Origin of the sequence: Erythrobacter sp. QSSC1-22B (assembly GCF_001678665.1) — a bacterium.
Classification (GTDB): Bacteria; Pseudomonadota; Alphaproteobacteria; order Sphingomonadales; family Sphingomonadaceae; genus Qipengyuania.
On sequence record NZ_LZRP01000001.1, the window covers coordinates 462270 to 483638 of the forward strand.

The 21369-nt window shown below is 62.2% G+C and carries 31 protein-coding genes; all 31 read right to left on the reverse strand.

The window, feature by feature from the left end; genetic code table 11:
• Positions 1-42: 42 nt before the first annotated feature.
• Entirely contained in the window at positions 43-1434 is a 1392-nt protein-coding gene (locus tag A9995_RS02120) for a serine hydrolase (RefSeq protein ID WP_067608467.1), read from the reverse strand.
• Positions 1435-1524: 90 nt separating this feature from the next.
• Positions 1525-1950, reverse strand: coding sequence for a 50S ribosomal protein L17 (rplQ, locus tag A9995_RS02125; protein WP_067608470.1), 426 nt, complete (start codon positions 1948-1950; stop codon positions 1525-1527).
• A gap of 114 nt (positions 1951-2064) precedes the next feature.
• Complete coding sequence (locus A9995_RS02130) at positions 2065-3120, reverse strand: DNA-directed RNA polymerase subunit alpha (RefSeq protein WP_067608472.1); 1056 nt, start codon at positions 3118-3120, stop codon at positions 2065-2067.
• 122 nt (positions 3121-3242) lie between these two features.
• A complete protein-coding gene (gene rpsK / locus A9995_RS02135; protein ID WP_067608476.1) occupies positions 3243-3632 on the reverse strand; it encodes a 30S ribosomal protein S11 in 390 nt (129 codons plus the stop codon).
• 61 nt (positions 3633-3693) lie between these two features.
• Positions 3694-4062 carry a 30S ribosomal protein S13 gene (rpsM, locus tag A9995_RS02140; protein ID WP_067608479.1) on the reverse strand — a complete coding sequence of 123 codons (369 nt, stop codon included), beginning with the start codon at positions 4060-4062 and terminating at the stop codon, positions 3694-3696.
• Between the two features lie 318 nt (positions 4063-4380).
• Positions 4381-5079 (reverse strand): SRPBCC family protein, encoded by a 699-nt coding sequence (locus A9995_RS02145; protein ID WP_067608482.1) that lies wholly within the window; start codon positions 5077-5079, stop codon positions 4381-4383.
• A gap of 85 nt (positions 5080-5164) precedes the next feature.
• On the reverse strand, positions 5165-5815 hold the full coding sequence (locus A9995_RS02150; RefSeq protein ID WP_067608485.1) for an adenylate kinase: 651 nt from the start codon (positions 5813-5815) through the stop codon (positions 5165-5167).
• A 32-nt stretch (positions 5816-5847) separates the two neighbouring features.
• Entirely contained in the window at positions 5848-7212 is a 1365-nt protein-coding gene (gene secY / locus A9995_RS02155) for a preprotein translocase subunit SecY (RefSeq protein WP_067608488.1), read from the reverse strand.
• 113 nt (positions 7213-7325) lie between these two features.
• The gene (gene rplO / locus A9995_RS02160; protein ID WP_067608491.1) at positions 7326-7862 is read right to left on the reverse strand and encodes a 50S ribosomal protein L15; all 537 of its coding nucleotides are present in this window, start codon (positions 7860-7862) and stop codon (positions 7326-7328) included.
• A 103-nt stretch (positions 7863-7965) separates the two neighbouring features.
• Positions 7966-8160: a 50S ribosomal protein L30 gene (rpmD, locus tag A9995_RS02165; protein ID WP_067608494.1), complete on the reverse strand. Its 195-nt coding sequence runs from the start codon at positions 8158-8160 to the stop codon at positions 7966-7968.
• Positions 8161-8165: 5 nt separating this feature from the next.
• Entirely contained in the window at positions 8166-9083 is a 918-nt protein-coding gene (gene rpsE / locus A9995_RS17295; protein ID WP_233998047.1) for a 30S ribosomal protein S5, read from the reverse strand.
• Entirely contained in the window at positions 9083-9427 is a 345-nt protein-coding gene (gene rplR / locus A9995_RS02175) for a 50S ribosomal protein L18 (protein WP_067608498.1), read from the reverse strand. The genes rpsE and rplR overlap by 1 nt, the downstream gene beginning before the upstream one ends.
• A gap of 1 nt (position 9428) precedes the next feature.
• Positions 9429-9962 carry a 50S ribosomal protein L6 gene (gene rplF / locus A9995_RS02180; protein ID WP_067608499.1) on the reverse strand — a complete coding sequence of 178 codons (534 nt, stop codon included), beginning with the start codon at positions 9960-9962 and terminating at the stop codon, positions 9429-9431.
• On the reverse strand, positions 9962-10357 hold the full coding sequence (gene rpsH, locus A9995_RS02185; protein ID WP_067608502.1) for a 30S ribosomal protein S8: 396 nt from the start codon (positions 10355-10357) through the stop codon (positions 9962-9964). The genes rplF and rpsH overlap by 1 nt, the downstream gene beginning before the upstream one ends.
• A gap of 11 nt (positions 10358-10368) precedes the next feature.
• Complete coding sequence (gene rpsN, locus A9995_RS02190) at positions 10369-10674, reverse strand: 30S ribosomal protein S14 (protein WP_067608506.1); 306 nt, start codon at positions 10672-10674, stop codon at positions 10369-10371.
• A 28-nt stretch (positions 10675-10702) separates the two neighbouring features.
• On the reverse strand, positions 10703-11281 hold the full coding sequence (rplE, locus tag A9995_RS02195; RefSeq protein WP_067608510.1) for a 50S ribosomal protein L5: 579 nt from the start codon (positions 11279-11281) through the stop codon (positions 10703-10705).
• Positions 11274-11594 carry a 50S ribosomal protein L24 gene (gene rplX / locus A9995_RS02200; RefSeq protein ID WP_067608513.1) on the reverse strand — a complete coding sequence of 107 codons (321 nt, stop codon included), beginning with the start codon at positions 11592-11594 and terminating at the stop codon, positions 11274-11276. Before rplX ends, rplE begins: the two co-directional genes overlap by 8 nt.
• On the reverse strand, positions 11594-11962 hold the full coding sequence (rplN, locus tag A9995_RS02205) for a 50S ribosomal protein L14 (protein WP_067608516.1): 369 nt from the start codon (positions 11960-11962) through the stop codon (positions 11594-11596). The genes rplX and rplN overlap by 1 nt, the downstream gene beginning before the upstream one ends.
• Positions 11963-12018: 56 nt before the next feature.
• A complete protein-coding gene (rpsQ, locus tag A9995_RS02210) occupies positions 12019-12309 on the reverse strand; it encodes a 30S ribosomal protein S17 (protein ID WP_067608520.1) in 291 nt (96 codons plus the stop codon).
• Positions 12310-12319: 10 nt separating this feature from the next.
• Complete coding sequence (gene rpmC, locus A9995_RS02215; RefSeq protein WP_369815792.1) at positions 12320-12553, reverse strand: 50S ribosomal protein L29; 234 nt, start codon at positions 12551-12553, stop codon at positions 12320-12322.
• Positions 12553-12987: a 50S ribosomal protein L16 gene (gene rplP, locus A9995_RS02220; RefSeq protein WP_067608527.1), complete on the reverse strand. Its 435-nt coding sequence runs from the start codon at positions 12985-12987 to the stop codon at positions 12553-12555. The genes rpmC and rplP overlap by 1 nt, the downstream gene beginning before the upstream one ends.
• A 20-nt stretch (positions 12988-13007) precedes the next feature.
• Complete coding sequence (gene rpsC / locus A9995_RS02225) at positions 13008-13703, reverse strand: 30S ribosomal protein S3 (RefSeq protein ID WP_067608530.1); 696 nt, start codon at positions 13701-13703, stop codon at positions 13008-13010.
• Between the two features lies 1 nt (position 13704).
• Positions 13705-14082: a 50S ribosomal protein L22 gene (gene rplV / locus A9995_RS02230; protein ID WP_067608533.1), complete on the reverse strand. Its 378-nt coding sequence runs from the start codon at positions 14080-14082 to the stop codon at positions 13705-13707.
• The gene (gene rpsS / locus A9995_RS02235; RefSeq protein WP_067608536.1) at positions 14082-14357 is read right to left on the reverse strand and encodes a 30S ribosomal protein S19; all 276 of its coding nucleotides are present in this window, start codon (positions 14355-14357) and stop codon (positions 14082-14084) included. Before rpsS ends, rplV begins: the two co-directional genes overlap by 1 nt.
• A 6-nt stretch (positions 14358-14363) precedes the next feature.
• Entirely contained in the window at positions 14364-15200 is an 837-nt protein-coding gene (gene rplB, locus A9995_RS02240; RefSeq protein ID WP_067608539.1) for a 50S ribosomal protein L2, read from the reverse strand.
• Positions 15201-15214: 14 nt separating this feature from the next.
• Positions 15215-15523 (reverse strand): 50S ribosomal protein L23, encoded by a 309-nt coding sequence (locus A9995_RS02245; RefSeq protein WP_067608542.1) that lies wholly within the window; start codon positions 15521-15523, stop codon positions 15215-15217.
• Positions 15516-16139, reverse strand: a complete 624-nt coding sequence (gene rplD / locus A9995_RS02250) for a 50S ribosomal protein L4 (protein ID WP_067608544.1) — start codon at positions 16137-16139, stop codon at positions 15516-15518. Before rplD ends, A9995_RS02245 begins: the two co-directional genes overlap by 8 nt.
• A 3-nt stretch (positions 16140-16142) precedes the next feature.
• Positions 16143-17030: a 50S ribosomal protein L3 gene (gene rplC / locus A9995_RS02255; protein WP_067608547.1), complete on the reverse strand. Its 888-nt coding sequence runs from the start codon at positions 17028-17030 to the stop codon at positions 16143-16145.
• Positions 17031-17371: 341 nt separating this feature from the next.
• Positions 17372-17683 carry a 30S ribosomal protein S10 gene (rpsJ, locus tag A9995_RS02260; RefSeq protein ID WP_061924928.1) on the reverse strand — a complete coding sequence of 104 codons (312 nt, stop codon included), beginning with the start codon at positions 17681-17683 and terminating at the stop codon, positions 17372-17374.
• Between the two features lie 156 nt (positions 17684-17839).
• Positions 17840-19030, reverse strand: a complete 1191-nt coding sequence (gene tuf / locus A9995_RS02265; protein WP_067608550.1) for an elongation factor Tu — start codon at positions 19028-19030, stop codon at positions 17840-17842.
• A gap of 90 nt (positions 19031-19120) precedes the next feature.
• A complete protein-coding gene (fusA, locus tag A9995_RS02270; protein ID WP_067608553.1) occupies positions 19121-21214 on the reverse strand; it encodes an elongation factor G in 2094 nt (697 codons plus the stop codon).
• Positions 21215-21369 lie beyond the last annotated feature (155 nt).

The window sequence follows — 21369 nt, forward strand, 5'->3', positions numbered from 1 at the left end:
TTTCGTTGGGACAGGACTAGCTGCGCGGCCCGAACGGCGCAATCATTCAGCCAGTGCGGCCAGCACATCGCGGGTGAAGCCGAGGATATCGAAGCTCTCGCCCACCGGATCCTCGCCGCGCCGGACGATCACCACAACGCGGCTGGGGACGATCACGACATATTGCCCGCGATTGCCCATGGCGGCGAAGGTGTCGGCGGGAATGCCCTCGGTCTGGTTGAACAGCCAGAAGCCCGCGCCATAGCCCATGGAGCGCCCCTCGGGTTGCGGGCCCGAAGCGGCGGAGACGTATTTGACCCAGCCTTCAGGGAGGATGCGCTGGCCATCGGGCAGCAGGCCATCGTCGAGATACAGCTGGCCGAATTTCGCCAGATCGCGCGCAGTGGACCAGACCTGGCTGGAGAAGATGTAATTGCCCTGCCAGTCGGTTTCGGCCACCGTATGATCCATGCCGAGCTTGGCGAAGAAAGCCGCAGGCGGGTGATCCTCGAAAGTGTCCTCGATCGCCTTTACCGCCATCAGCGTGTCGTTGTTGGCGTAGCGGAACACGGTGGCGGGCCGGTGGATCAACGGCCAATGCGCTGCCGTTTCATCCACAGTCGAACCGCCCCAATAGAGCGGATCGGTGCGATTGCCGGGCGTATCGGAATAACGACCCGAGGCCATACGCAACAGATTGTCGAGAAGGATGTTCGGATTGCGCGGATCCCCGCCCTCCCAACCCGGATAATCGATCGGATAACCCGTTTCCGCTTCTCCCCTGTGATGGGCTGCACCGATCAAGGTAGCAGCGACGCTTTTGGCTACCGACCAAGTACGTTGCGGGATGTTCGGAGCGAAAGGCGCGCGATATTCTTCGGCCACAACTCGGCTGTTCTGGATCACCAACGTCGCGGTCGTCCGCGAGCCCGCCCCGTACCGTTCGCTGAACCCATCGACAGCCGATCGCCATGTAGGCTCATCTCCAAACCCGTGGATGAGGGGCAGAGCCTCTAGTGCAGCCATTTCTTCAAAAAAGACTCCAACTGCCCCTTTGCCGATCGGCTGAAGAGCACAGCCTCGCGGGTAGTGATGAACCGCAATGCGTGCAGGCATATCATCGGCCCATTGGACCGAAACCCGCTGCAGCTTGCCAGCCATCCAGTCGGATTCGCTACCGAACCTCTGAATGCTATAGGGCAAATCCCCGACGATTCCGTCGAGCGGGTCCTGGATGCCCGCCATCTCCCATTGCGCGACGCTCTCGGGCGTCCGCGTCGCACCGTTTCTCTCGGCATTTGCGATCGCCCCGCACAGCATCAGCGCCTTGTACCCGGCCGCCAGCGCGCGGTCGTAACGGGTGTCGAGCTGCTCCTGCGCGCTTTGGGCGAACCCCGGTGTGGCGATGGCGGCGGTGGAGAACAGCGCGGCGGCTGCAAGGGTCTGGCGGATCATGCGCCACCTTGTGCCACGCTCTGCGCAAAAGAAAAGGGCCGCGCGGTTTCCCGGGCGGCCCTTTCGGAATTCTTTGGAAAGTTCGGAGACTCAGGCGTCCTCGAGCTCTTCCTCGTCGTGGTTCATCACCGGGCCGCTGTCCTTGCCCTTGGCGTCGACGTCGCGGTCGACCAGTTCGATGATCGCCATCTGCGCGGCGTCGCTGCCGCGATAGCCGGCCTTGATGATGCGGGTGTAGCCGCCTTCACGATCCGAATAGCGGTCGGCCAGAATGTCGAACAGCTTCTTGAGCTGGGCGTCGTCGAGCATCCGCGCATGGGCGAGGCGGCGGTTCGAAAGCCCGCCGCGCTTGGCCAGCGTGATCAGCTTCTCGACATAGGGGCGCAGTTCCTTTGCCTTGGGCAGCGTGGTGAGGATCTGCTCGTGCTTGATCAGTGCCGCGCTCATATTACGGAACAGGGCCTTGCGGTGGCCCGATTTCCGGCTCAGCTTGCGCTGCGAAATACCATGACGCATTATTCATTCCTTGGTTCGTTAGGGGCCCGTACCAGGTAGCCCGTAGCCGGTGACCGTCAGGGGCCGTCACCATCGCCCGTCGAAACTATCCCCCGCACGAGGCGGGGGACGGCATCAGCCGAGCAGTTCCTGCTCGAGCTTCTTGGCCATTTCCTCGATGTTCTCCGGCGGCCAGCCCGGGATATCCATCCCGAGACGCAGACCCATGCTGGAAAGCACTTCCTTGATCTCGTTGAGCGACTTGCGGCCGAAGTTCGGCGTCCGCAGCATCTCGGCTTCGGTCTTCTGGACCAGATCGCCGATGTAGATGATGTTGTCGTTCTTGAGGCAATTGGCGCTGCGCACCGACAGTTCCAGCTCGTCGACCTTCTTGAGCAGGTAACGGTTGAGCTGGTTGGTGTCGCTTTCCTGCGGCTCTGCAGCCTGACCGATCATCGCCGAGCTGGGCTGCGGCACGCCGTCCTCGAAGTGGACGAACAGCGTCAGCTGGTCCTGGAGGATGCGCGCGGCATAGGCCACGGCGTCTTCCGGGGTGACGGTGCCGTCGGTCTCGACGGTCAGCGAGAGCTTGTCGTAATCGAGCTCCTGCCCGACGCGGGCGGCCTCGACCTTGTAGCTCACCTGGCGAACCGGCGAATAGAGGCTGTCGACGGGGATCAGACCGATCGGCGCATCGGCCGGACGGTTCTGGACCGCGGGCGAATAGCCCTTACCGATATCGGCGGTCAGCTCCATGTTGAGCGTGGCACCTTCGTCGAGATGGCAGATCACGAGGTTCTTGTTCATCACCTCGATATCGCCCGAAACCGCGATGTCGCCGGCCTTGACCTGCGCCGGACCGGTCATCGAAAGCTGGAGCCGCTTGGGGCCTTCGCCTTCCATCCGCAGCGCGATCTGCTTCACGTTGAGGACGATGTCGGTGATGTCCTCGCGCACGCCGGCGAGCGAGGAGAATTCGTGGAGCACGTTCTCGATCTTGATCGAGGTGATCGCCGCGCCCTGAAGCGAGGAGAGCAGCACGCGGCGCAGCGCGTTGCCGAGCGTCAGGCCGAAGCCGCGCTCGAGAGGTTCAGCGACGAAGGTCGTCTTGCGGTTCTTTTCGCCGCCGTCCTTGATTTCGAGGCTGCTGGGTTTCTTGAGTTCCTGCCAGTTCTTGGTGTTGACGGACATGGATTTCCCCTATTTCGCGCTGGGCGGGTTCGGATATGGGCAGGACCGGAAGCTCTGGTAGAGCGCCCGGTCCGTGAGAGATTGTCGGCGGGACCCGAATGGTCCCGCCAGGCAGGCACGGATCAGACGCGGCGACGCTTGGACGGCCGGACGCCGTTGTGCGGGATCGGCGTAACGTCGCGGATCGAGGTGATGGTGAAGCCCACCGCAGCAAGACCGCGCAATGCGCTCTCGCGGCCCGAGCCCGGACCCTTCACTTCGACTTCCAGCGTCCGGACGCCGTGTTCGACAGCCTTCTTGCCGGCATCGTCAGCGGCGACCTGGGCGGCGTAGGGGGTCGACTTGCGGCTGCCCTTGAAGCCCATCGTGCCGGCGCTGGACCAGCTGATCGCATTGCCCTGGGCGTCGGTGATGGTGATCATCGTGTTGTTGAAGCTGGCGTTGATGTGCGCCACGCCGCTGGTGATATTCTTCTTGTCGCGACGTTTAACTCGGCCGGGTTCGCGTGCCATTTGTGTATTCCTCTATATTCACGAGAAGGGAAAAGCTCCGGAGACATAAAGCCTCCGTGGCTTACTTCTTCTTGCCGGCGATCGGCTTGGCCTTGCCCTTGCGGGTGCGGGCGTTGGTGTGGGTGCGCTGTCCGCGAACGGGCAGGCCGGTACGATGACGCAGACCGCGATAGGTCCGCAGATCCATCAAACGCTTGATGTTCATCGCGGTGTCGCGGCGAAGATCGCCCTCGACCTGATGATCCGAATCGATGGTCTCGCGGATTCGCAGCAATTCCTCGTCGGTGAGGTCCTGCACCCGGCGCGACTGGTCGATACCCAGCTTTTCGGCGATCTTGACCGCCGTCGTACGACCGATTCCGTGAATATAGGTAAGCGCGATAATCACGCGCTTGTTGGTGGGGATGTTGATCCCGGCAATACGTGCCACTTAATACTTCTCCATGCTCCACAGGGGTTTGCGGTCCGATTGACGGGCCGCCCCCTATCTCATCGCTAAATCCACCGACAATTGCGAAAGGGTTCCGGATAGCGCGCATCCAAAGGCTGCCGCCTGCCGGACCCGTCCGATACTGTCGAATGAAGGGCGCGCTTACGTCGATTCGACCAGCGCGTCAACCGGCAAGCACGAGCGAGACCATGCGACATCCCCTACCCCAGGGAGGAGCGGAGGGCTGAGCGGCGCTTTAAGGTGACGGTATAACCCGAAGCAGGGCGGCCGTCAAAACGCACCAACCCGTGCCTGATCCTATTCGACCCTACCCAGCGCGTCGATCTGGTCTTCGAGCGTCGCCTCAGGTTCGATCTGCGGCGCCGGTACCGACCCTTCGTCCGGCCCCTCGCCATCGCCATCGCCCGCGTCAGCCGCCACCTCATTCTGCGGCGCAGCGCCCCCGAGAACGCCGAGATGATCGCGCAGTCCCACCAGCTGCTGCGTCATCACCGCATCGACGGCGCCGGAAATCTGCCCGATCTCGTAGCGCATCGGCCCGCCGACATTGTACTCCCACAACACACGGGTCCCGCCATCTATCTCCTTGAGCGTTATGGTGAGGATGCCGGTCGCTGGTTCGCCCTGCAGCGGCCCCAGCCCACCGCGCAATCGCAACACCCGCAAGGGGAATGCCTGCACGACGGTGGCGTGGTGCGCGCTGCCATCCATGGCGAACCCCTCCTTGCCATCGTCTCCGGGGAGCTTTTCGCAAAGGCATCCGCCCGCCTGCGGGGTCAGCGTCATATTCGCGGCGCCGCCCGACCAGGTGTGTTCGGAGTTCCACCATTGGCCGGGCTTGGTCAGCGCCAGCCAGACGGCGAGCGGTTCCGCCGCGACCTCTGCGGTGGCGCGGGTGACGAAGCCGTCATCGGTGGTCGAAACCACCTCTGCCGAGGCGGGGAACACAGACATGGCGACCGCGAGAGCGGCAGCGAAGATAAACGGTGTACGCATCCATCACTCCTTTGCCCCGGCGTTAGGCCAGCGCGAAGGCTATGGAAAGATGATGCTGTCTTGTCGGAACCCACGTCGCGCGCCGTCAGCTCGCAGCGAGGATGGTGTCGATCGTGTGGGTCACATCCTCGATGCTGGCCATGCCATCCACCCGGCTGACGATGCCGCGGCTTTCGTAACCGGGCAAGATCGGCGCGGTCTCGGCACGATAGAGCGCCATGCGCTTGCGCACGGTCTCTTCATTGTCGTCCGGCCGACGCTTGAACTCGGTCGAACCGCATTTGTCGCAGGTTCCGGGCACTTTCGGGAGCTTGAAGATGTCGTGATACCCTGCCCCGCATTCGGCACAGGTAAATCGCCCGATGATCCGTTCGACCAGGGCATCCTCATCGACACCCAGTTCGATCACATGATCGAGCTTGCGACCGTGACGCTCGAGGATTTCATCGAGCATCGCCGCCTGTGCGTCGGTGCGTGGATAGCCGTCGAAGATGGCGCCGGTCTCGGGACCCATCTCGGTGAGCTCGGCATCGATCAGGTCGGAGACGATATCATCATTGACGAGTTCGCCTCGCTCCATGACCGCCTTCGCCTTGAGTCCGACCGGCGTGCCCGCCTTTACCGCACCGCGCAGCATGTCTCCGGTCGAGAGCTGGCGCATGCCATGATGCTCGACCAGGCGCTGCGACTGCGTGCCCTTGCCTGCGCCCGGAGGCCCCAGAAGGATTATGTCCATTCCGTAAAGTCCCCTTCGCCCCCTCGGGTATGCTAGCGATTGCGGCCCTTCAACTTGGCCTTCTTGATGAGATCGCCGTACTGGTGCGCCAGCAGATGCGACTGGATCTGGCTGATCGTATCGACCGTGACGTTCACGACGATCAGCAGGCTCGTACCGCCAAGGAACAGCGGAATGCCAGTCTGGGCAATCATGTATTCCGGGATCACGCAGACCAGCGCCAGATAGATCGCGCCAACCACGGTGATCCGCGTAAGCACGTAATCGAGATATTCCTCGGTCCGCTTGCCCGGACGGATGCCCGGAATGAAGCCGCCGTTCTTCTTGAGGTTGTCAGCGGTTTCCTCGGGATTGAAGACCACCGCGGTGTAGAAGAACGCGAAGAAGATGATGCCGGCCGCATAAAGCGTCATGTAGAGCGGCTGGCCGTGAGCCAGATACTGGTTGAGCGCCACGATCGTACCGCCGAACCCGCTGTCGGTATCGACCGAACTGCCGGCGAACTGGCTGATGGTGAGCGGCAGCAGCAGCAAAGAACTCGCGAAGATCGGCGGGATAACGCCAGCGGTGTTCAGCTTGAGCGGCAGGTGCGAGCGATCGGCCTGCATCATTCCGCGCTGCGTCGCGCGTTTGGGATACTGGATCAGCAACCGCCGCTGCGCACGCTCGACGAAGGAGATGATCAGGATCAGCACCACCACCATTATGATGAAGCCGATGATGATCCCCGGCGAGATCGAACCCGTCCTCCCGCCTTCGAACAGGTTCGAGGCGAATCCGGGGAACTGGGCGACGATGCCCGCCATGATGATCAGCGAGACGCCGTTGCCGATGCCGCGACTGGTGATCTGCTCGCCCAGCCACAGCAGGAACATCGTCCCGCCGACCAGCGAAATGACCACGCCAATGCGGAACGCCATGCCCGGATCTATGACCGCGTTGAGGCCGTTCGATGCGCCGAAGCTCTCGAGCCCGGCGGCCAGGAACCAGCCCTGGATCGAGCACAGGAACACGGTGCCGTAGCGGGTGTACTGATTGAGCTTCTGGCGACCGGTGCTGCCCTCTTTCTTGAGCGCGGCGAGCGTGGGATGCAGCGCACTGGCGAGCTGGACCACGATCGAGGCAGTAATATAGGGCATCACGCCGAGCGCGATCAGGCTCATCCGCTCCAGACTGCCGCCGGTGAACATGTTGAACATGTCGAGAATGCCACCCTGGGTGGTCTCGGCCAGCTGGGCGAGGACCCGCGGGTTGATACCCGGGAGCGGCACAAAGCTGAGAAAGCGGAACACGATCAGCGCGCCGATGGTGAACCAGATACGCTGGCGCAGCTCGGTGGCCTTGGAGAAATTCGCGAGGCTCATCTGGCTCGCAATATTGTCGGCGCGTGATGCCATGGCTTAAATGTCGATCCTAGCGTCTGCGTATGATGGGCGCCGGCCCGTCCCGGCAGACAGGACAGATAGGGAGCAGGGTCCGCAATGTCGAACCCCGCTCCCGATTTTTCCGATTATTCGGAAGCAGTCTTGGCTGCAGCGTGCTTGCCGGTCTTGTTCTCGTTGGGCTTGCCGCTGACCTTCTTGACCTTGACGACGTCGACCGAACCGCCTGCCTTCTCGACCGCTTCGATGGCACCCTTGGAGGCGCCGGCAACGGTCAGCTTGAGCTTGCTGGTCAGTTCGCCCTTGCCGAGCAGGCGCAGACCGTCCTTGCCGCCGCGCGCGAGGCCAGCGGCCTTGAGCGCTTCGTGGTCGATCGTGCCCTTGGCGTCGAGCTTGCCGGCATCGATGAACTTCTGGATCATCCCGATGTTCACTTCGGAAAAGTCCTTGGCGAAGGGGTTGTTGAACCCGCGCTTCGGGAGCCGCATGTGGAGCGGCATCTGGCCGCCCTCGAAGCCCTTCACGGCGACGCCCGAACGGCTCTTCTGGCCCTTCTGGCCACGGCCCGCGGTCTTGCCCTTGCCCGAACCGATGCCGCGTCCAACGCGCATACGGCTCTTGCGAGCGCCGGGATTGTCGCGGATTTCGTTGAGTTTGAAAGTCATGGGTGCACTCGCTTTCGCTTTGTTCGCGCTGATTGTGTCTCGATTTCCGCCGGGTGCGGAAACAAGGATCGGCCCCCCGCGTCGGCGGGGGGCTCGATGTCTCTTAGATCACCTCGACCATGTGCGGCAATTTTGCAATCGCGCCGCGCACCTCGGGGGTGTCCTCGATCTCGACGGTCTTGTGCATCTTGCCAAGGCCCAGACCGGTGAGGATCTTCTTCTGGCTCTCGGGACGCCGGATCGGCGAACCGATCTGCCGGATGGTGATCGTGTCGTTCGTTTTCTTGTTCTTGACCATCTGTCTTACTCCGCGACCGCTGCGGCGTCGACTTGCGCCTCGGGTTCGCTGGCGCCACCGCGGCCGAGCAGGTCGGAGACCTTCTTGCCGCGACGCTGGGCCACAGACTTCGGCGAAGTCTGGTTCACCAGCGCGTCGAAGGTGGCGCGGATCATGTTGTAGGGGTTGGACGAACCGACCGACTTGGTCACCACGTCGGCAACGCCCAGGCTTTCGAACACGGCACGCATCGGACCACCGGCAATGATCCCGGTACCCGCAGGTGCCGAACGAACATTGACCTTGCCCGCACCGAACCGGCCCTTGCCGTCATGGTGAAGCGTGCGGCCTTCCTTGAGCGGAACGCGGATCATCTTCTTGCGTGCAGCAGCGGTTGCCTTGGAAATGGCTTCCGGCACTTCGCGCGCCTTGCCGTGACCGAAGCCGACCCGGCCCGAGCCGTCGCCGACCACGACCAGAGCGGCGAAGCCGAAGCGCTTACCACCCTTCACGGTCTTGGAGACGCGGTTGATGTGGACCAGCTTCTCGATGATGCCGTCGTCTTCTTCCTGGCGTCCACCGCCACGACGGTTGTTGTCACGACCTCCACCGGGGCCGCCACGACCGCGATTGCCGCCGCCGGGGCCACCCGGGCCGCCGCGACCACCGCCGCCGCCACCGGGCCCGCCGCGTCCACGACCGGCATTCTGGCGATCGCGGGGCTGGCCTTCGGAAGCCTGGGCAGGCGACTGGTTGGCAGCAGCCTCGGAAGGCGTGTCGGCGATTGCCGGTTCTTCCTTGGTGACCGCATGCTCGGTTTCGGCCTTGGCAGGCTGGTCGATCTCGACCGGCTTGGCTTCGGACTTGGATTCCGTCGCCGTGGCCTCGGCTTCGGGAGCCTTGGTGTCGGGGGTCTCTGCGGATTTGTTGTCGTCAGCCATCATCAGAACTCCAGCCCGCCTTCGCGGGCGGCGTCGGCCAGCGCTTTCACGCGGCCGTGGAACAGGAAGCCGCCGCGATCGAACACGACGGTAGTGACGCCGGCCTTCTTGGCGGCGGCGGCGATGTCCTTGCCAACCGATTTGGCGGCATCGATATTGGCACCGGAATTCTCCGCGCCGAGCGTCGATGCGGCGGCGACGGTCTTGCCGGCGGCGTCATCGATGATCTGCGCGTAGATGTGCTTGCCGGTGCGGTGCACGGACAGTCGCGGCTTGCCGCCCGCACGGCTCTTGAGCGCAGTGCGGACACGCTGGCGGCGGCGTTCGAAAAGGGAAAGTTTGGCCATGTTACTTCTTCTTCCCTTCCTTGCGGAAGACGTACTCGCCCTGATACTTGATACCCTTGCCCTTGTAGGGTTCGGGCTTGCGCCAGCGGCGGATTTCTGCGGCGAACTGGCCAACGGCCTGCTTGTCGATACCCGAGATGATCACGGTCGTCTGATCGGGGGTGGCGACATCGAGGCCTTCGGGAATGTCGAGATCGACATCGTGGCTGTAGCCGAGCTGAAGCTTGAGCTTCCGGCCCTGCGACGCGGCACGATAGCCGACACCCGTGATCAACAGCGTCTTGGCGAAACCGTCGGTGACGCCCTCGACAAGGTTGGAAACCAGAGTGCGCTGCAGACCCCAGAAGGAACGAGCCTCCTTGGTTTCATTGGCCGGATTGACCTGAATCTCGTCGCCCTCGACCTTGTAGGCGATGTGATCCGACAGATGCAGGGTCAGAGTGCCCTTGGGCCCTTTGACGCTCAGCACGTTGCCATCGATATTGGCGCTAACCCCATTGGGGATCGCGACCGGTCGTTTACCGATGCGGCTCATCAGTACACCTCCGCCAGCACTTCGCCACCGACGTTCTCGGTGCGGGCTTCCGCATCGGAAAGCACGCCACGAGGCGTCGAGACGATGGTGATGCCGAGGCCGTTGCGCACCGTCGGAAGTTCCTTGGAACCCGAGTAGACGCGGCGGCCGGGCTTCGAAACGCGCGAGACGTGCTTGATAGCAGGCTCGCCTTCGAAATATTTCAGTTCGATCCGCAGCGCCTTGTGCTTGCCGCTGGAGTCCTCGGAGAAGCCACGAATGTAGCCCTCGCGCTGGAGCACTTCCAGGACGTTCGCGCGCAGCTTGGACGCCGGCGAAAGCACGGAGTCCTTCTTCGCCTGCTGGCCGTTGCGGATACGGGTGAGCATGTCACCCAGGGGATCGGTCATTGCCATCGTCTAGTTCCTCACCAGCTCGACTTGGTCAGGCCGGGAATCAGGCCCTTATTGCCCAGATTCCGCAGCTCGATCCGGTTGACGCCGAACTTGCGGTAATAGCCGCGGGGGCGGCCGGTGGTCGCACAGCGATTGCGCACGCGGGTCGGATTCGCATTACGCGGAATCTCGGCCATCTTCAGGCGCGCCATCAGCCTATCGCTCTCGTCGAGCGAGGAGTCGTCTGCAATTGCCTTAAGCTTTTCATACTTAGCGGCATATTGCTTCACGAGCTTCTTGCGACGCTCGTTCTTGTTGATCGAACTCAGTTTCGCCATTGGACTTAAGTTCCTCTGCTAGCGGCCCTCAGGCGGCTTCTTTCTGCTCGGCCATGTGGCCAATGAACGGGAAGCCGAACAGGCGCAGCAATTCGCGCGCTTCGTCGTCGGTCTTCGCCGTGGTGGTTACGATGATGTCCATGCCCCGGACCTTCTCGATCTTGTCGTAGCTGATCTCGGGGAAAACGATCTGTTCCTTCAGGCCCATCGCGTAATTGCCGCGCCCGTCGAAACTCTTCGGGTTGAGACCACGAAAATCTCGGATGCGAGGCATAGCGATCGTCACCAGACGGTCGACGAATTCGAACATCCGCTCGCGACGCAAGGTCACCTTGCAGCCGATCGGCATGCCTTCGCGCAGCTTGAACTGGGCGATCGACTTCTTGGCGATGGTGATGACCGGCTTCTGGCCGGCGATCAGCGCCATTTCATCGGCGGCGGTCTGGACCTTCTTCTTGTCCTGACTGGCTTCGCCCACACCCATGTTGAGTGTGATCTTGTCCAGACGCGGAACTTCGAGACGGTTCTTGTAACCGAATTTCTCGGTCATCGCCTTGACGATCTCGTCGTCGTAGCGCTGCCTCATGCGAGGGGTATAATCAGCCATCGATGGTCTCCCCGGACTTGACGGCGACGCGCACCTTCTTGCCGTCCTTCTCTTCGAAACGGACGCGGGTGGGCTTGCCGTCCTTGGGATCGGCCACGGCCACCTTGCAGATCGGCATCGCCGCGGCGAAGCGGTCGATCCCGCCCTGCGGGTTGGCCTGGTCGGGCTTGCGGTGACGGGTGGCGATGTTGACGCCATCCACGATCACCTTGCCTTCCTTGGGCATTACCTTGGAGACGGTGCCGGTCTGGCCCTTGTCCTTGCCGGACAATACCACGACCTTGTCGCCCTTCCTGATCTTTGCGGCGGCCATTACAGCACCTCCGGCGCGAGCGAGATGATCTTCATGAAGCCGCGGCCGCGCAGTTCGCGCACCACCGGGCCGAAGATACGGGTGCCGATCGGCTCTTCGCTCTTGTTAACGAGCACCGCGGCATTGCTGTCAAAGCGAATGACGCTGCCATCGGGACGGCGGACGTCCTTGCGGGTCCGCACGATCACGGCGCGATGGACGTCGCCCTTCTTCACCTTGGCGCGCGGCTGGGCTTCCTTGACGGAAACCACAATGACATCGCCGACGCTCGCGGTACGACGCTTCGACCCGCCCAGCACCTTGATGCACTGGACGCGCTTGGCGCCGCTGTTGTCCGCGACGTCGAGATTGGATTGCATCTGGATCATCGATCCGTCTTCCTTCTCATTGGCTTGCCGGAACCAGTCCGGCAGTTCCTAAAACGTCAGTTACTGGCGGCCTCGACCTCGAGATCCGCCTCGACCGCCTGGGTGCCGCCCGCGGTTACGCGATCCTTCACGAGCCAGGTCTTGGTCTTCGAAATCGGCTTGGTCTCCTCGATACGGACGACGTCGCCGAGCGTGTATTCATTCGTCTCGTCGTGAGCGTGATACTTCTTCGAACGACGGATGATCTTCCCATAGAGCGGGTGCTTCACCTTGCGTTCGACCTTCACGGTCACGGTCTTGTCGGTCTTGTCGGAAGTGACGGTCCCGATCAGGATACGTTTGGGCATGGCCTACTCCTCAGGCTTTCGCTTTGGCGTCAGCATCGGAGCGCTTGGAGCGCTCGGTCTGAAGCGTCTTGATCTTGGCGATCGTGCGACGGACTTCGCGGATGCGCGCCGGCGCTTCGAGCTGGTTGGTGGCAGCCTGAAAGCGCAGGTTGAACTGCTCGCGCTTGAGCGTGGTGAGCTCTTCCGAAAGCTGATCGTCGCTCTTCTGGCGCAGATCGTCGGTCTTGGTCGAATTCTGGGCCATCATTCGCCTCCCAGGTGCGAGGTGTCGCCAAAGCGGGCGATAACCTTCGTCTTGATCGGCAGCTTCATCGCTGCGCGTTCGAAGGCTTCGGCAGCCAGCGGGCCGGCAACGCCGTCGAGCTCGAACAGGATCCGGCCCGGCTTGACGCGGGCGGCCCAATATTCGACCGAGCCCTTGCCCTTACCCTGACGCACTTCGGCGGGCTTCTTCGAAACCGGCACATCGGGGAACACGCGGATCCACAGGCGTCCCTGACGCTTGATGTGGCGCGTGATCGCACGACGCGCGGCCTCGATCTGGCGCGCGGTGATACGCTCGGGCTCCAGGGCCTTGAGGCCGTAGGAGCCGAAGTTCAGCGTGGTTCCGCCCTTGGCTTCACCCTTGATCCGGCCCTTGAAGGCCTTGCGGAACTTGGTTTTTTTCGGTTGCAGCATTTTTTCTACCTATCCTGCAATCAGCGAGCCGGTCGCACGCCGGAGGTCTGCGATTCCATCATCAGACGGTCTTGCGCAGTCGGATCGTGGCCGAGGATCTCGCCCTTGAAGACCCACACCTTGATGCCGATGATGCCATAGGCGGTCAGCGCCTCGGCTTCGGCATAGTCGATGTTGGCGCGGAGCGTGTGCAACGGCACCCGGCCTTCGCGGTACTGTTCGACACGCGCGATTTCGGCGCCGCCAAGACGACCACCACAAACGATCTTGATGCCTTCGGCACCCAGACGCATGGCAGACTGCATGGCGCGCTTCATCGCACGACGGAACGCGATCCGGCGGATCAGCTGATCGGCGATCCCCTGAGCCACGAGCTTGGCATCGACTTCCGGCTTGCGGATCTCGACGATGTTGAGCTTCACGTCGCTGGCGGTCATCGATGCCAGCTTGACGCGCAGCTTCTCGATGTCCGCACCCTTCTTGCCGATGATGACACCGGGACGGGCAGCGTAGATCGAAATGCGGCACAGCTTGGCCGGACGCTCGATCACCACCTTGGAGATCGCAGCCTGCGGCAGCGACTCCATGATGAACTTGCGGATCATGATGTCTTCTTTGAGCAGCTGTGCGTAGTTCCGCCCTTCGGCGTACCAGCGGCTGTCCCAGGTGCGGTTGATCTGCAGACGCAGACCGATCGGATTGCTCTTCTGGCCCATCTTACGCCTCTTCCTCTTCGCGCACCACGATCCGCAGCTTGCTGAACGGCTTCAGGATACGGGTGGACTTGCCACGACCGCGCGTGTGGAAACGCTTCATGGTGATCGACTTGCCGACGGAAGCTTCCGCAACCACCAGCGCATCGACATCGAGATCGTGATTGTTTTCCGCATTGGCGATCGCCGAAGCGAGCACCTTGCTGGCATCACGGGCCATCGCCTTCTTGGAGAAGGAGAGGATGTTCAGCGCCTCTTCGGCCTTCTTGCCGCGGATCAGTTCCGCGACAAGGTTCAGCTTCTGCGCGGAACCACGGATGGTGGTGCCGACAGCAAGAGCCTCGTTATCGGCCACGCGGCGGGGAGACTTGGCCTTGCCCATCAGCGCTTACCCTTCTTGTCCGAGGCGTGCCCCGGAAATGTCCGCGTCGGCGCGAATTCGCCGAGCTTGTGGCCGACCATCTCTTCCGAGACGGAGACCGGGATGAACTTGTGGCCATTGTAGACGCTGAACGTCAGACCGACGAACTGCGGCAGGATCGTCGAACGACGCGACCAGGTCTTGATGGGCTTGGAGCCACTGATGTCCTGCGCGTCTTCGGCCTTTTTCAAAAGGCTGAGTTCGACGAACGGACCTTTCCAGACGGAACGAGCCATTGGTCCTTACCTCTTCTTCTTGGCGTGGCGCGAACGGATGATCATTTTGTCCGTCTGCTTGTTGTTGCGGGTGCGGGCGCCCTTGGTAGGCTTGCCCCACGGCGTAACCGGATGACGGCCACCGCTGGTGCGGCCTTCGCCGCCGCCATGCGGGTGATCGACCGGGTTCTTGGCGACACCGCGGGTAAGCGGGCGACGGCCCTTCCAGCGGGTACGTCCCGCCTTGCCGAAGTTCTGGTTCTGGTTGTCCGGGTTGGACACGGCACCGACGGTGCCCATGCAATCCGCACGCAGATAACGCTGCTCGCCTGAATTGAGCCTGACGATCACCATCCCCCGATCACGGCCGACCAGCTGGACGTAGGCACCGGCAGAACGGGCGATCTGCCCGCCCTTCTCCGGCTTCATCTCCACATTGTGGCAAATGGTGCCGATGGGCATCTGGCCGAGCAACATCGCATTGCCAGGCTTGGTGTCGACGCGTTCGCCGGAAATCACCTTGTCGCCCACGGCAAGCCGCTGCGGCGCGATGATGTAAGCCAGTTCTTCATCGGCATATTTGATCAGCGCGATGAAGGCCGTGCGGTTGGGATCGTATTCGATCCGCTCCACGGTGCCCTCGACATCCCACTTGCGACGCTTGAAGTCGATATAGCGGTACTTCTGCTTGTGACCGCCCGCGATTCCGCGCGAGGTCACATGACCTTTGTTGTTGCGGCCGCCCGTCTTGTGCTTGCCCTCGGTCAGAGACTTGATCGGGCCACCCTTGTGGAGCCCCGACTTGTCGACCAGGATCAAGCCACGGCGTGCGGGGCTCGTCGGTTTATAATTTTTGAGTGCCATTGGTTCCTAGCCCCTCAGATACCGCTCGTGATGTCGATCATTTCACCCTCGGCGAGGGTGACGATCGCCTTCTTCACGTCGGAACGCTTGTAGGGCCTGCCCTTCCAGCGTTTGGTCTTGCCCTTGGTCACGATGGTGTTCACCCCTACGACCTTCTTGTCGTAGATTGCCTCGATCGCTTCCTTGATCTGCGGCTTGGTTGCATCGTTCGCGACCTTGAAGACGACCGCATTGTGCTCGGACGCCATCGTCGACTTCTCGGTGATGTGGGGCGCGAGAATCACATCGTAGTGACGCGCGTCCACTTCCTGCTTCTTAGCCATTGAACCGGGCCTCCAGCTTTGCGACCGCATCCTTAGTGAGGATCAGCGTGTCGTGCTTCAGGATGTCGTAGACATTGGCACCGACCGCCGGGAGCATGTTGATGCCCGGCAGGTTGCGTGCCGCCTTCTGGAAGCCGTCGTTCACGGTCTCACCGTCGATAAACAGGACCTTGCCGCTCCAGCCGTTCTTGTCGAACTGGCCCTTGAGCGCCTTGGTCTTGGCTTCGGTGAGATCGAGGTTGTCGATGACGATCAGGCTGTCCTTGGCCTTGCTCGACAGCGCCATCTTGAGACCGAGCGCACGGACCTTCTTGTTGAGCGACTGCTCGAACTCGCGCCGACGCGGGCCATGGGCCTTGCCGCCGCCGATGAAGATCGGAGCGCCACGATCGCCGTGACGGGCGCCGCCGGTGCCTTTCTGGCGGACAAACTTCTTACCCGTGCGGTTCACATCGGACCGCTCGCGTGCCGCGCGGGCAGTACCGCGGCGGTTCTCGAGCTGCCAGGTAACGACCCGGTGCAGGATGTCGGCACGCGGCTCGACCCCGAACACGGCATCGTCAAGTTCGATATCGCCCGACGCTTTGCCGTCGATATTCTGGACCTTCACCTTCATGGGTCAGCCCTCCTTGTTCTCGCCGGCGTCTTTGTCGACGCTCGGCGTGGTGCTGGTGTTCTCGTCAGCAGCGCCAGTTTCGGCATCGGCGCCGGCACTCTGCTGCTGCATCAGCTTTTCCTGCTGCTCGACCGAAACTTCCGGGTTCACGGCGTGATCGGCACTGCTCTCGATCAGGCCGGCATCGGCCTCGTCGTGAGCGAACTCGTCCTGATTACGGAACATCACACCGGGGAACGGCAGATCTTCGGAGTGCTTGATCTTGACGGAATCGCGAACCAGCATCCAGCCGTTCTTCGCGCCCGGGACCGAGCCCTTGACGAAGAGCAGGCCGCGTTCGGCGTCGGTGCGCACGATCTCGAGGTTCTGCTGGGTGCGCTGACGGTCGCCCATGTGGCCGGCCATCTTCTTGCCCTTGAACACCTTGCCAGGATCCTGGCGCTGACCCGTCGAACCGTGCGAACGGTGCGAGAGTGAGACGCCGTGGGTGGCGCGCAGACCACCGAAGTTCCAGCGCTTCATGGCGCCGGCGAAGCCCTTGCCCTGCGTATGTCCGGTGATGTCGACCTTCTGGCCGGCAATGAAATGCTCGGCGGAGATCCGGGCGCCGACCGGCAGGAGGGCGTCTTCGCCATCCACGCGGAATTCGGCGACCTTCATCTTGAGGCCGACTTCAGCCTTGGCGAAAGCTTCGCGCTGCGGCTTGTTGACGTTCTTGTGCTTGGCTTCGCCGGCACCGAGCTGGACGGCAAAATAGCCATCACGATCGGCGGTGCGATGCAATGTAACCTGGCAGCCTTCCAGCGACAGAACGGTAACCGGCACGTGCCGACCGTCCTCCTGGAAGAGGCGGGTCATCCCGACTTTTTTCGCGATAACGCCTGTGCGCATCGTCAGAACTCCTAAACAGAGGCACCCGGCCCATCCGGGTGCTTGCGAACAACCGGGTTCAACCCCGGCGGTCCAATTCAGCCCATTAATGCGATGCGAGCCCCGTCCGGGCCGAGTGCCCCGTCGGGCCGGATGGCCGTGGGAGCGAGACGGGGGACGCAGACCCAGATAAATCCGGCGGTATCCCTTACCTCAAAGAGCAACTTCGCTCTTCGAACGATATTTCCACGCTAGCGGAAAACTCGTGCCGCCGATGGGGCGGGCTTGAAATTCCCCGGTCGTTTAAGGTCCCACCGGGAGGACCGGGCGCCGGGTAGATCCGGGGCCCCTCAGAAGCTCGCTCAGGCGAGCTTGATTTCGACGTTAACGCCGGCAGCAAGGTCGAGCTTCATCAGCGCGTCGACCGTCTGGGCGTTCGGCTGCACAATGTCCAGCAGTCGCTTGTAAGTGCGCACCTCGAACTGCTCGCGCGACTTCTTGTCGATGTGCGGGCCGCGGTTCACGGTGAACTTCTCGATACGCGTCGGCATGGGAATGGGGCCACGAATAAGAGCACCCGTGCGACGCGCGGTTTCGGCGATTTCGCCAGTAGCCTGGTCGAGAACGCGGTGGTCGAACGCCTTGAGGCGAATGCGGATATTCTGTGCTTCCATTACCTATACCGATGCGAAAGAGCCAAGGAAGCCCGGAAGCTTCCAAAAAAAGAGAACCGCCCCACCCAACCGATAAACCGGTGAGGGGCGGCCCTCCTCAAACTTTAGAGCGCGCGCCGGGGGAGACGAATCTCCCGTCGCGACGCGCGCTCTATATTACTTCGTAATGTCGCTGACAACCCCAGAACCGACGGTCCGGCCACCTTCACGGATGGCGAAACGCAGACCTTCGTCCATAGCGATCGGAGCAATCAGCTTGACGCCGATCGTCACGTTATCACCAGGCATCACCATCTCGGTGCCCTCGGGGAGGATAACCTCGCCGGTGACGTCGGTGGTGCGGAAGTAGAACTGCGGACGGTAGTTGGCAAAGAACGGCGTGTGACGGCCACCCTCGTCCTTCGACAGCACGTAGACCTCGGCGCTGAACTCGGTGTGCGGGTTGACCGAACCGGGCTTGGCCAGAACCTGGCCACGCTCGACGTCTTCACGCGCGATACCGCGGATCAGGGCACCGACGTTGTCGCCGGCTTCGCCGCGATCGAGCAGCTTGCGGAACATTTCGACACCGGTGACAACGGTCTTGGTCGTGTCCTTGATGCCGACGATTTCGCATTCGTCGCCCACGTTGACGATACCGGTCTCGATACGGCCGGTGACGACCGTGCCGCGACCCGAGATCGAGAACACGTCCTCGATCGGCATCAGGAAGGGCTTGTCGATCGGGCGATCGGGCTGCGGGATGTAGGAATCGACCGCTTCCATCAGGGCCTTGATCGACTTCTCGCCGATTTCCTCATCGCGACCTTCCAGAGCGGCCAGAGCCGAACCCTTGATGATCGGAATGTTGTCGCCGTCGAAATCATAGGCCGAAAGCAGTTCGCGAACTTCCAGTTCGACGAGCTCGAGCAGTTCCTCGTCGTCGACCTGGTCGACCTTGTTGAGATAAACCACCAGCTGCGGCACGCCGACCTGACGGGCGAGCAGGATGTGCTCGCGGGTCTGGGGCATGGGGCCGTCGGCGGCGTTCACAACCAGGATCGCGCCGTCCATCTGCGCCGCACCGGTGATCATGTTCTTCACATAGTCGGCGTGGCCCGGGCAATCGACGTGCGCATAGTGGCGCGCGGCGGTTTCATATTCGACGTGTGCGGTCGAAATCGTGATGCCGCGCTCGCGCTCTTCGGGAGCCTTGTCGATGTTGGCGAAATCGACGGCAGCGCCGCCGAATGTTTCCGCCATCACCTTGGTGATCGCCGCAGTCAGCGTGGTCTTGCCGTGATCGACGTGACCGATGGTGCCGATGTTGCAATGCGGCTTGTTCCGCTGGAATTTTTCCTTCGCCATTTTACTCTAACCTCTGTTCAAAAATTGAATCTGTGCGGGGAAATGCGGCACCCGCCGAAACAGGCGCCGCCCCTAAACGCTCGCTTGCGGTTAGGCAAGCTTCTCCTTGACGTCCTGTGCAACGCTCGCGGGCACTTCTTCATAATGAGAGAACTGCATCGAGTAATTTGCACGGCCCTGGCTGAACGAACGCAGCTCGTTCACGTAACCGAACATGTTGGCGAGAGGCACCATGGCTTCGACTGCCTGGGCATTGCCGCGCGTGTCGGTGCCCTGGATCTGGCCACGGCGCGAATTAAGATCGCCAATAACATCGCCAAGATAATCGTCCGGGGTAATGACTTCAACCTTCATCACCGGCTCGAGCAGCTTGATACCGCCACGTTCCGCCGCTTCACGCATTGCACCCTTCCCGCAGATCTCGAACGCCACGGTCGAGGAGTCGACATCGTGATAGGCGCCGTCGGTCAGATGGACGGTGAAATCGATGATCGGGAAGCCGATCAGATAGCCGCTCGCAGCTTGCTCGCGGATCCCCTTTTCAAGCGACGGGATATATTCCTTGGGAATGTTACCGCCCTTGATGCTGTCCTCGAACACAATGCCCTGACCGCGCTCACCCGGTGTGAAGGTTGCCTTGGCACGGGCGAACTGCCCGGTACCGCCGGATTGCTTCTTGTGGGTGTAATCGACGTCGATCGTGCGGCCGAGCGATTCCCGGTACGCAACCTGCGGCGCGCCGACATTGGCTTCGACCTTGAATTCGCGCTTCATGCGATCGACCAGGATGTCGAGGTGAAGCTCGCCCATGCCCTTGATGATCGTCTGGCCCGATTCGTGGTCGGTCGAGACGCGGAACGAGGGATCCTCGGCAGCCAGGCGATTGAGCGCGACGCCCATCTTTTCCTGGTCGGCCTTGGTCTTGGGTTCCACCGACAGTTCGATGACCGGCTCGGGGAATTCCATCCGCTCGAGGATGATCGGATGCGCCGTGTCGCACAGCGTGTCGCCGGTCGTGGTGTCCTTCATCCCGGCAATGGCGACGATGTCGCCAGCGAACGCCTCATCGATGTCCTCGCGGTTGTTCGAGTGCATCAGCAGCATGCGGCCGATCTTTTCCTTCTTCTCCTTCACCGAGTTGAGCACCTGGCCCTTGACCAGCTTGCCCGAATAGATGCGGGTGAAGGTGAGCGAGCCGACGAAGGGATCGTTCATGATCTTGAACGCCAATGCGCTGAACGGCGCGTCGTCCGACGAGGCGCGGCTCGCGGTCTCTTCGCTGTTGGGGATGATCCCCTCGATCGCGGGAACGTCGGTCGGCGACGGCATGTAGTCGACCACCGCGTCGAGCAGGGGCTGGACGCCCTTGTTCTTGAACGCCGAGCCGCACACGACGGGAACGAAGGCGCGCGCCAGCGTGCCCTTGCGGATCAGCTTCTTGATGGTGGCGACATCGGGCATTTCGCCTTCGAGATAGGCTTCCATCACCGCATCGTCCTGGTCGACGACCAGCTCGATCAGCCGCTCGCGGTATTCCGCAGCCTTCTCGACCAGATCTTCGGGGATATCGACGTAGTTGAACTCGGCACCGAGGCTCTCGTCTTCCCAGACGATGCCGCGGTTGTTGACCAGATCGACGACGCCCTTGAGGCCGCCTTCCATGCCGATCGGCAGGTACAGCACCAGCGGCACCGCACCGAGGCGGTCGATGATCGACTGGACGCAATAGTAGAAATCGGCGCCGGTGCGGTCGAGCTTGTTGATGAAGCACATCCGGGGGACGCCGTACTTGTCGGCCTGGCGCCAGACGGTCTCGGACTGCGGCTCCACGCCCGCGACGCCGTCGAACACTGCAACCGCGCCGTCGAGCACGCGCAGGCTACGCTCGACCTCGATGGTGAAGTCGACGTGTCCGGGGGTGTCGATGATGTTGATGCGGTGCTTGGGGCCCTTGCCGTCTTCGGCCGCCCAGAAGGTGGTCGTCGCCGCCGAGGTGATGGTGATCCCGCGTTCCTGCTCCTGCTCCATCCAGTCCATGGTCGCGGCGCCGTCGTGGACTTCGCCGATCTTGTAGGACTTGCCGGTGTAATACAGGATGCGTTCGGTCGTGGTGGTCTTGCCGGCATCGATGTGCGCCATGATGCCGATGTTGCGGTAACGCTCGAGCGGATACTCGCGGGCCATGTCTAATTCCTCGGTTCGTGTCGGGGGCCCGGATCGGGTCGCCCCCCATATGGTGCTTCGTGTGACCTTATGAAGACCGCCCCGCGCCCGTTCGTCTCGGCTCGTCTTGCGACAGGCTCGGCACGAACGGAACGCGGGGTCCGGTCTTCAGGCCC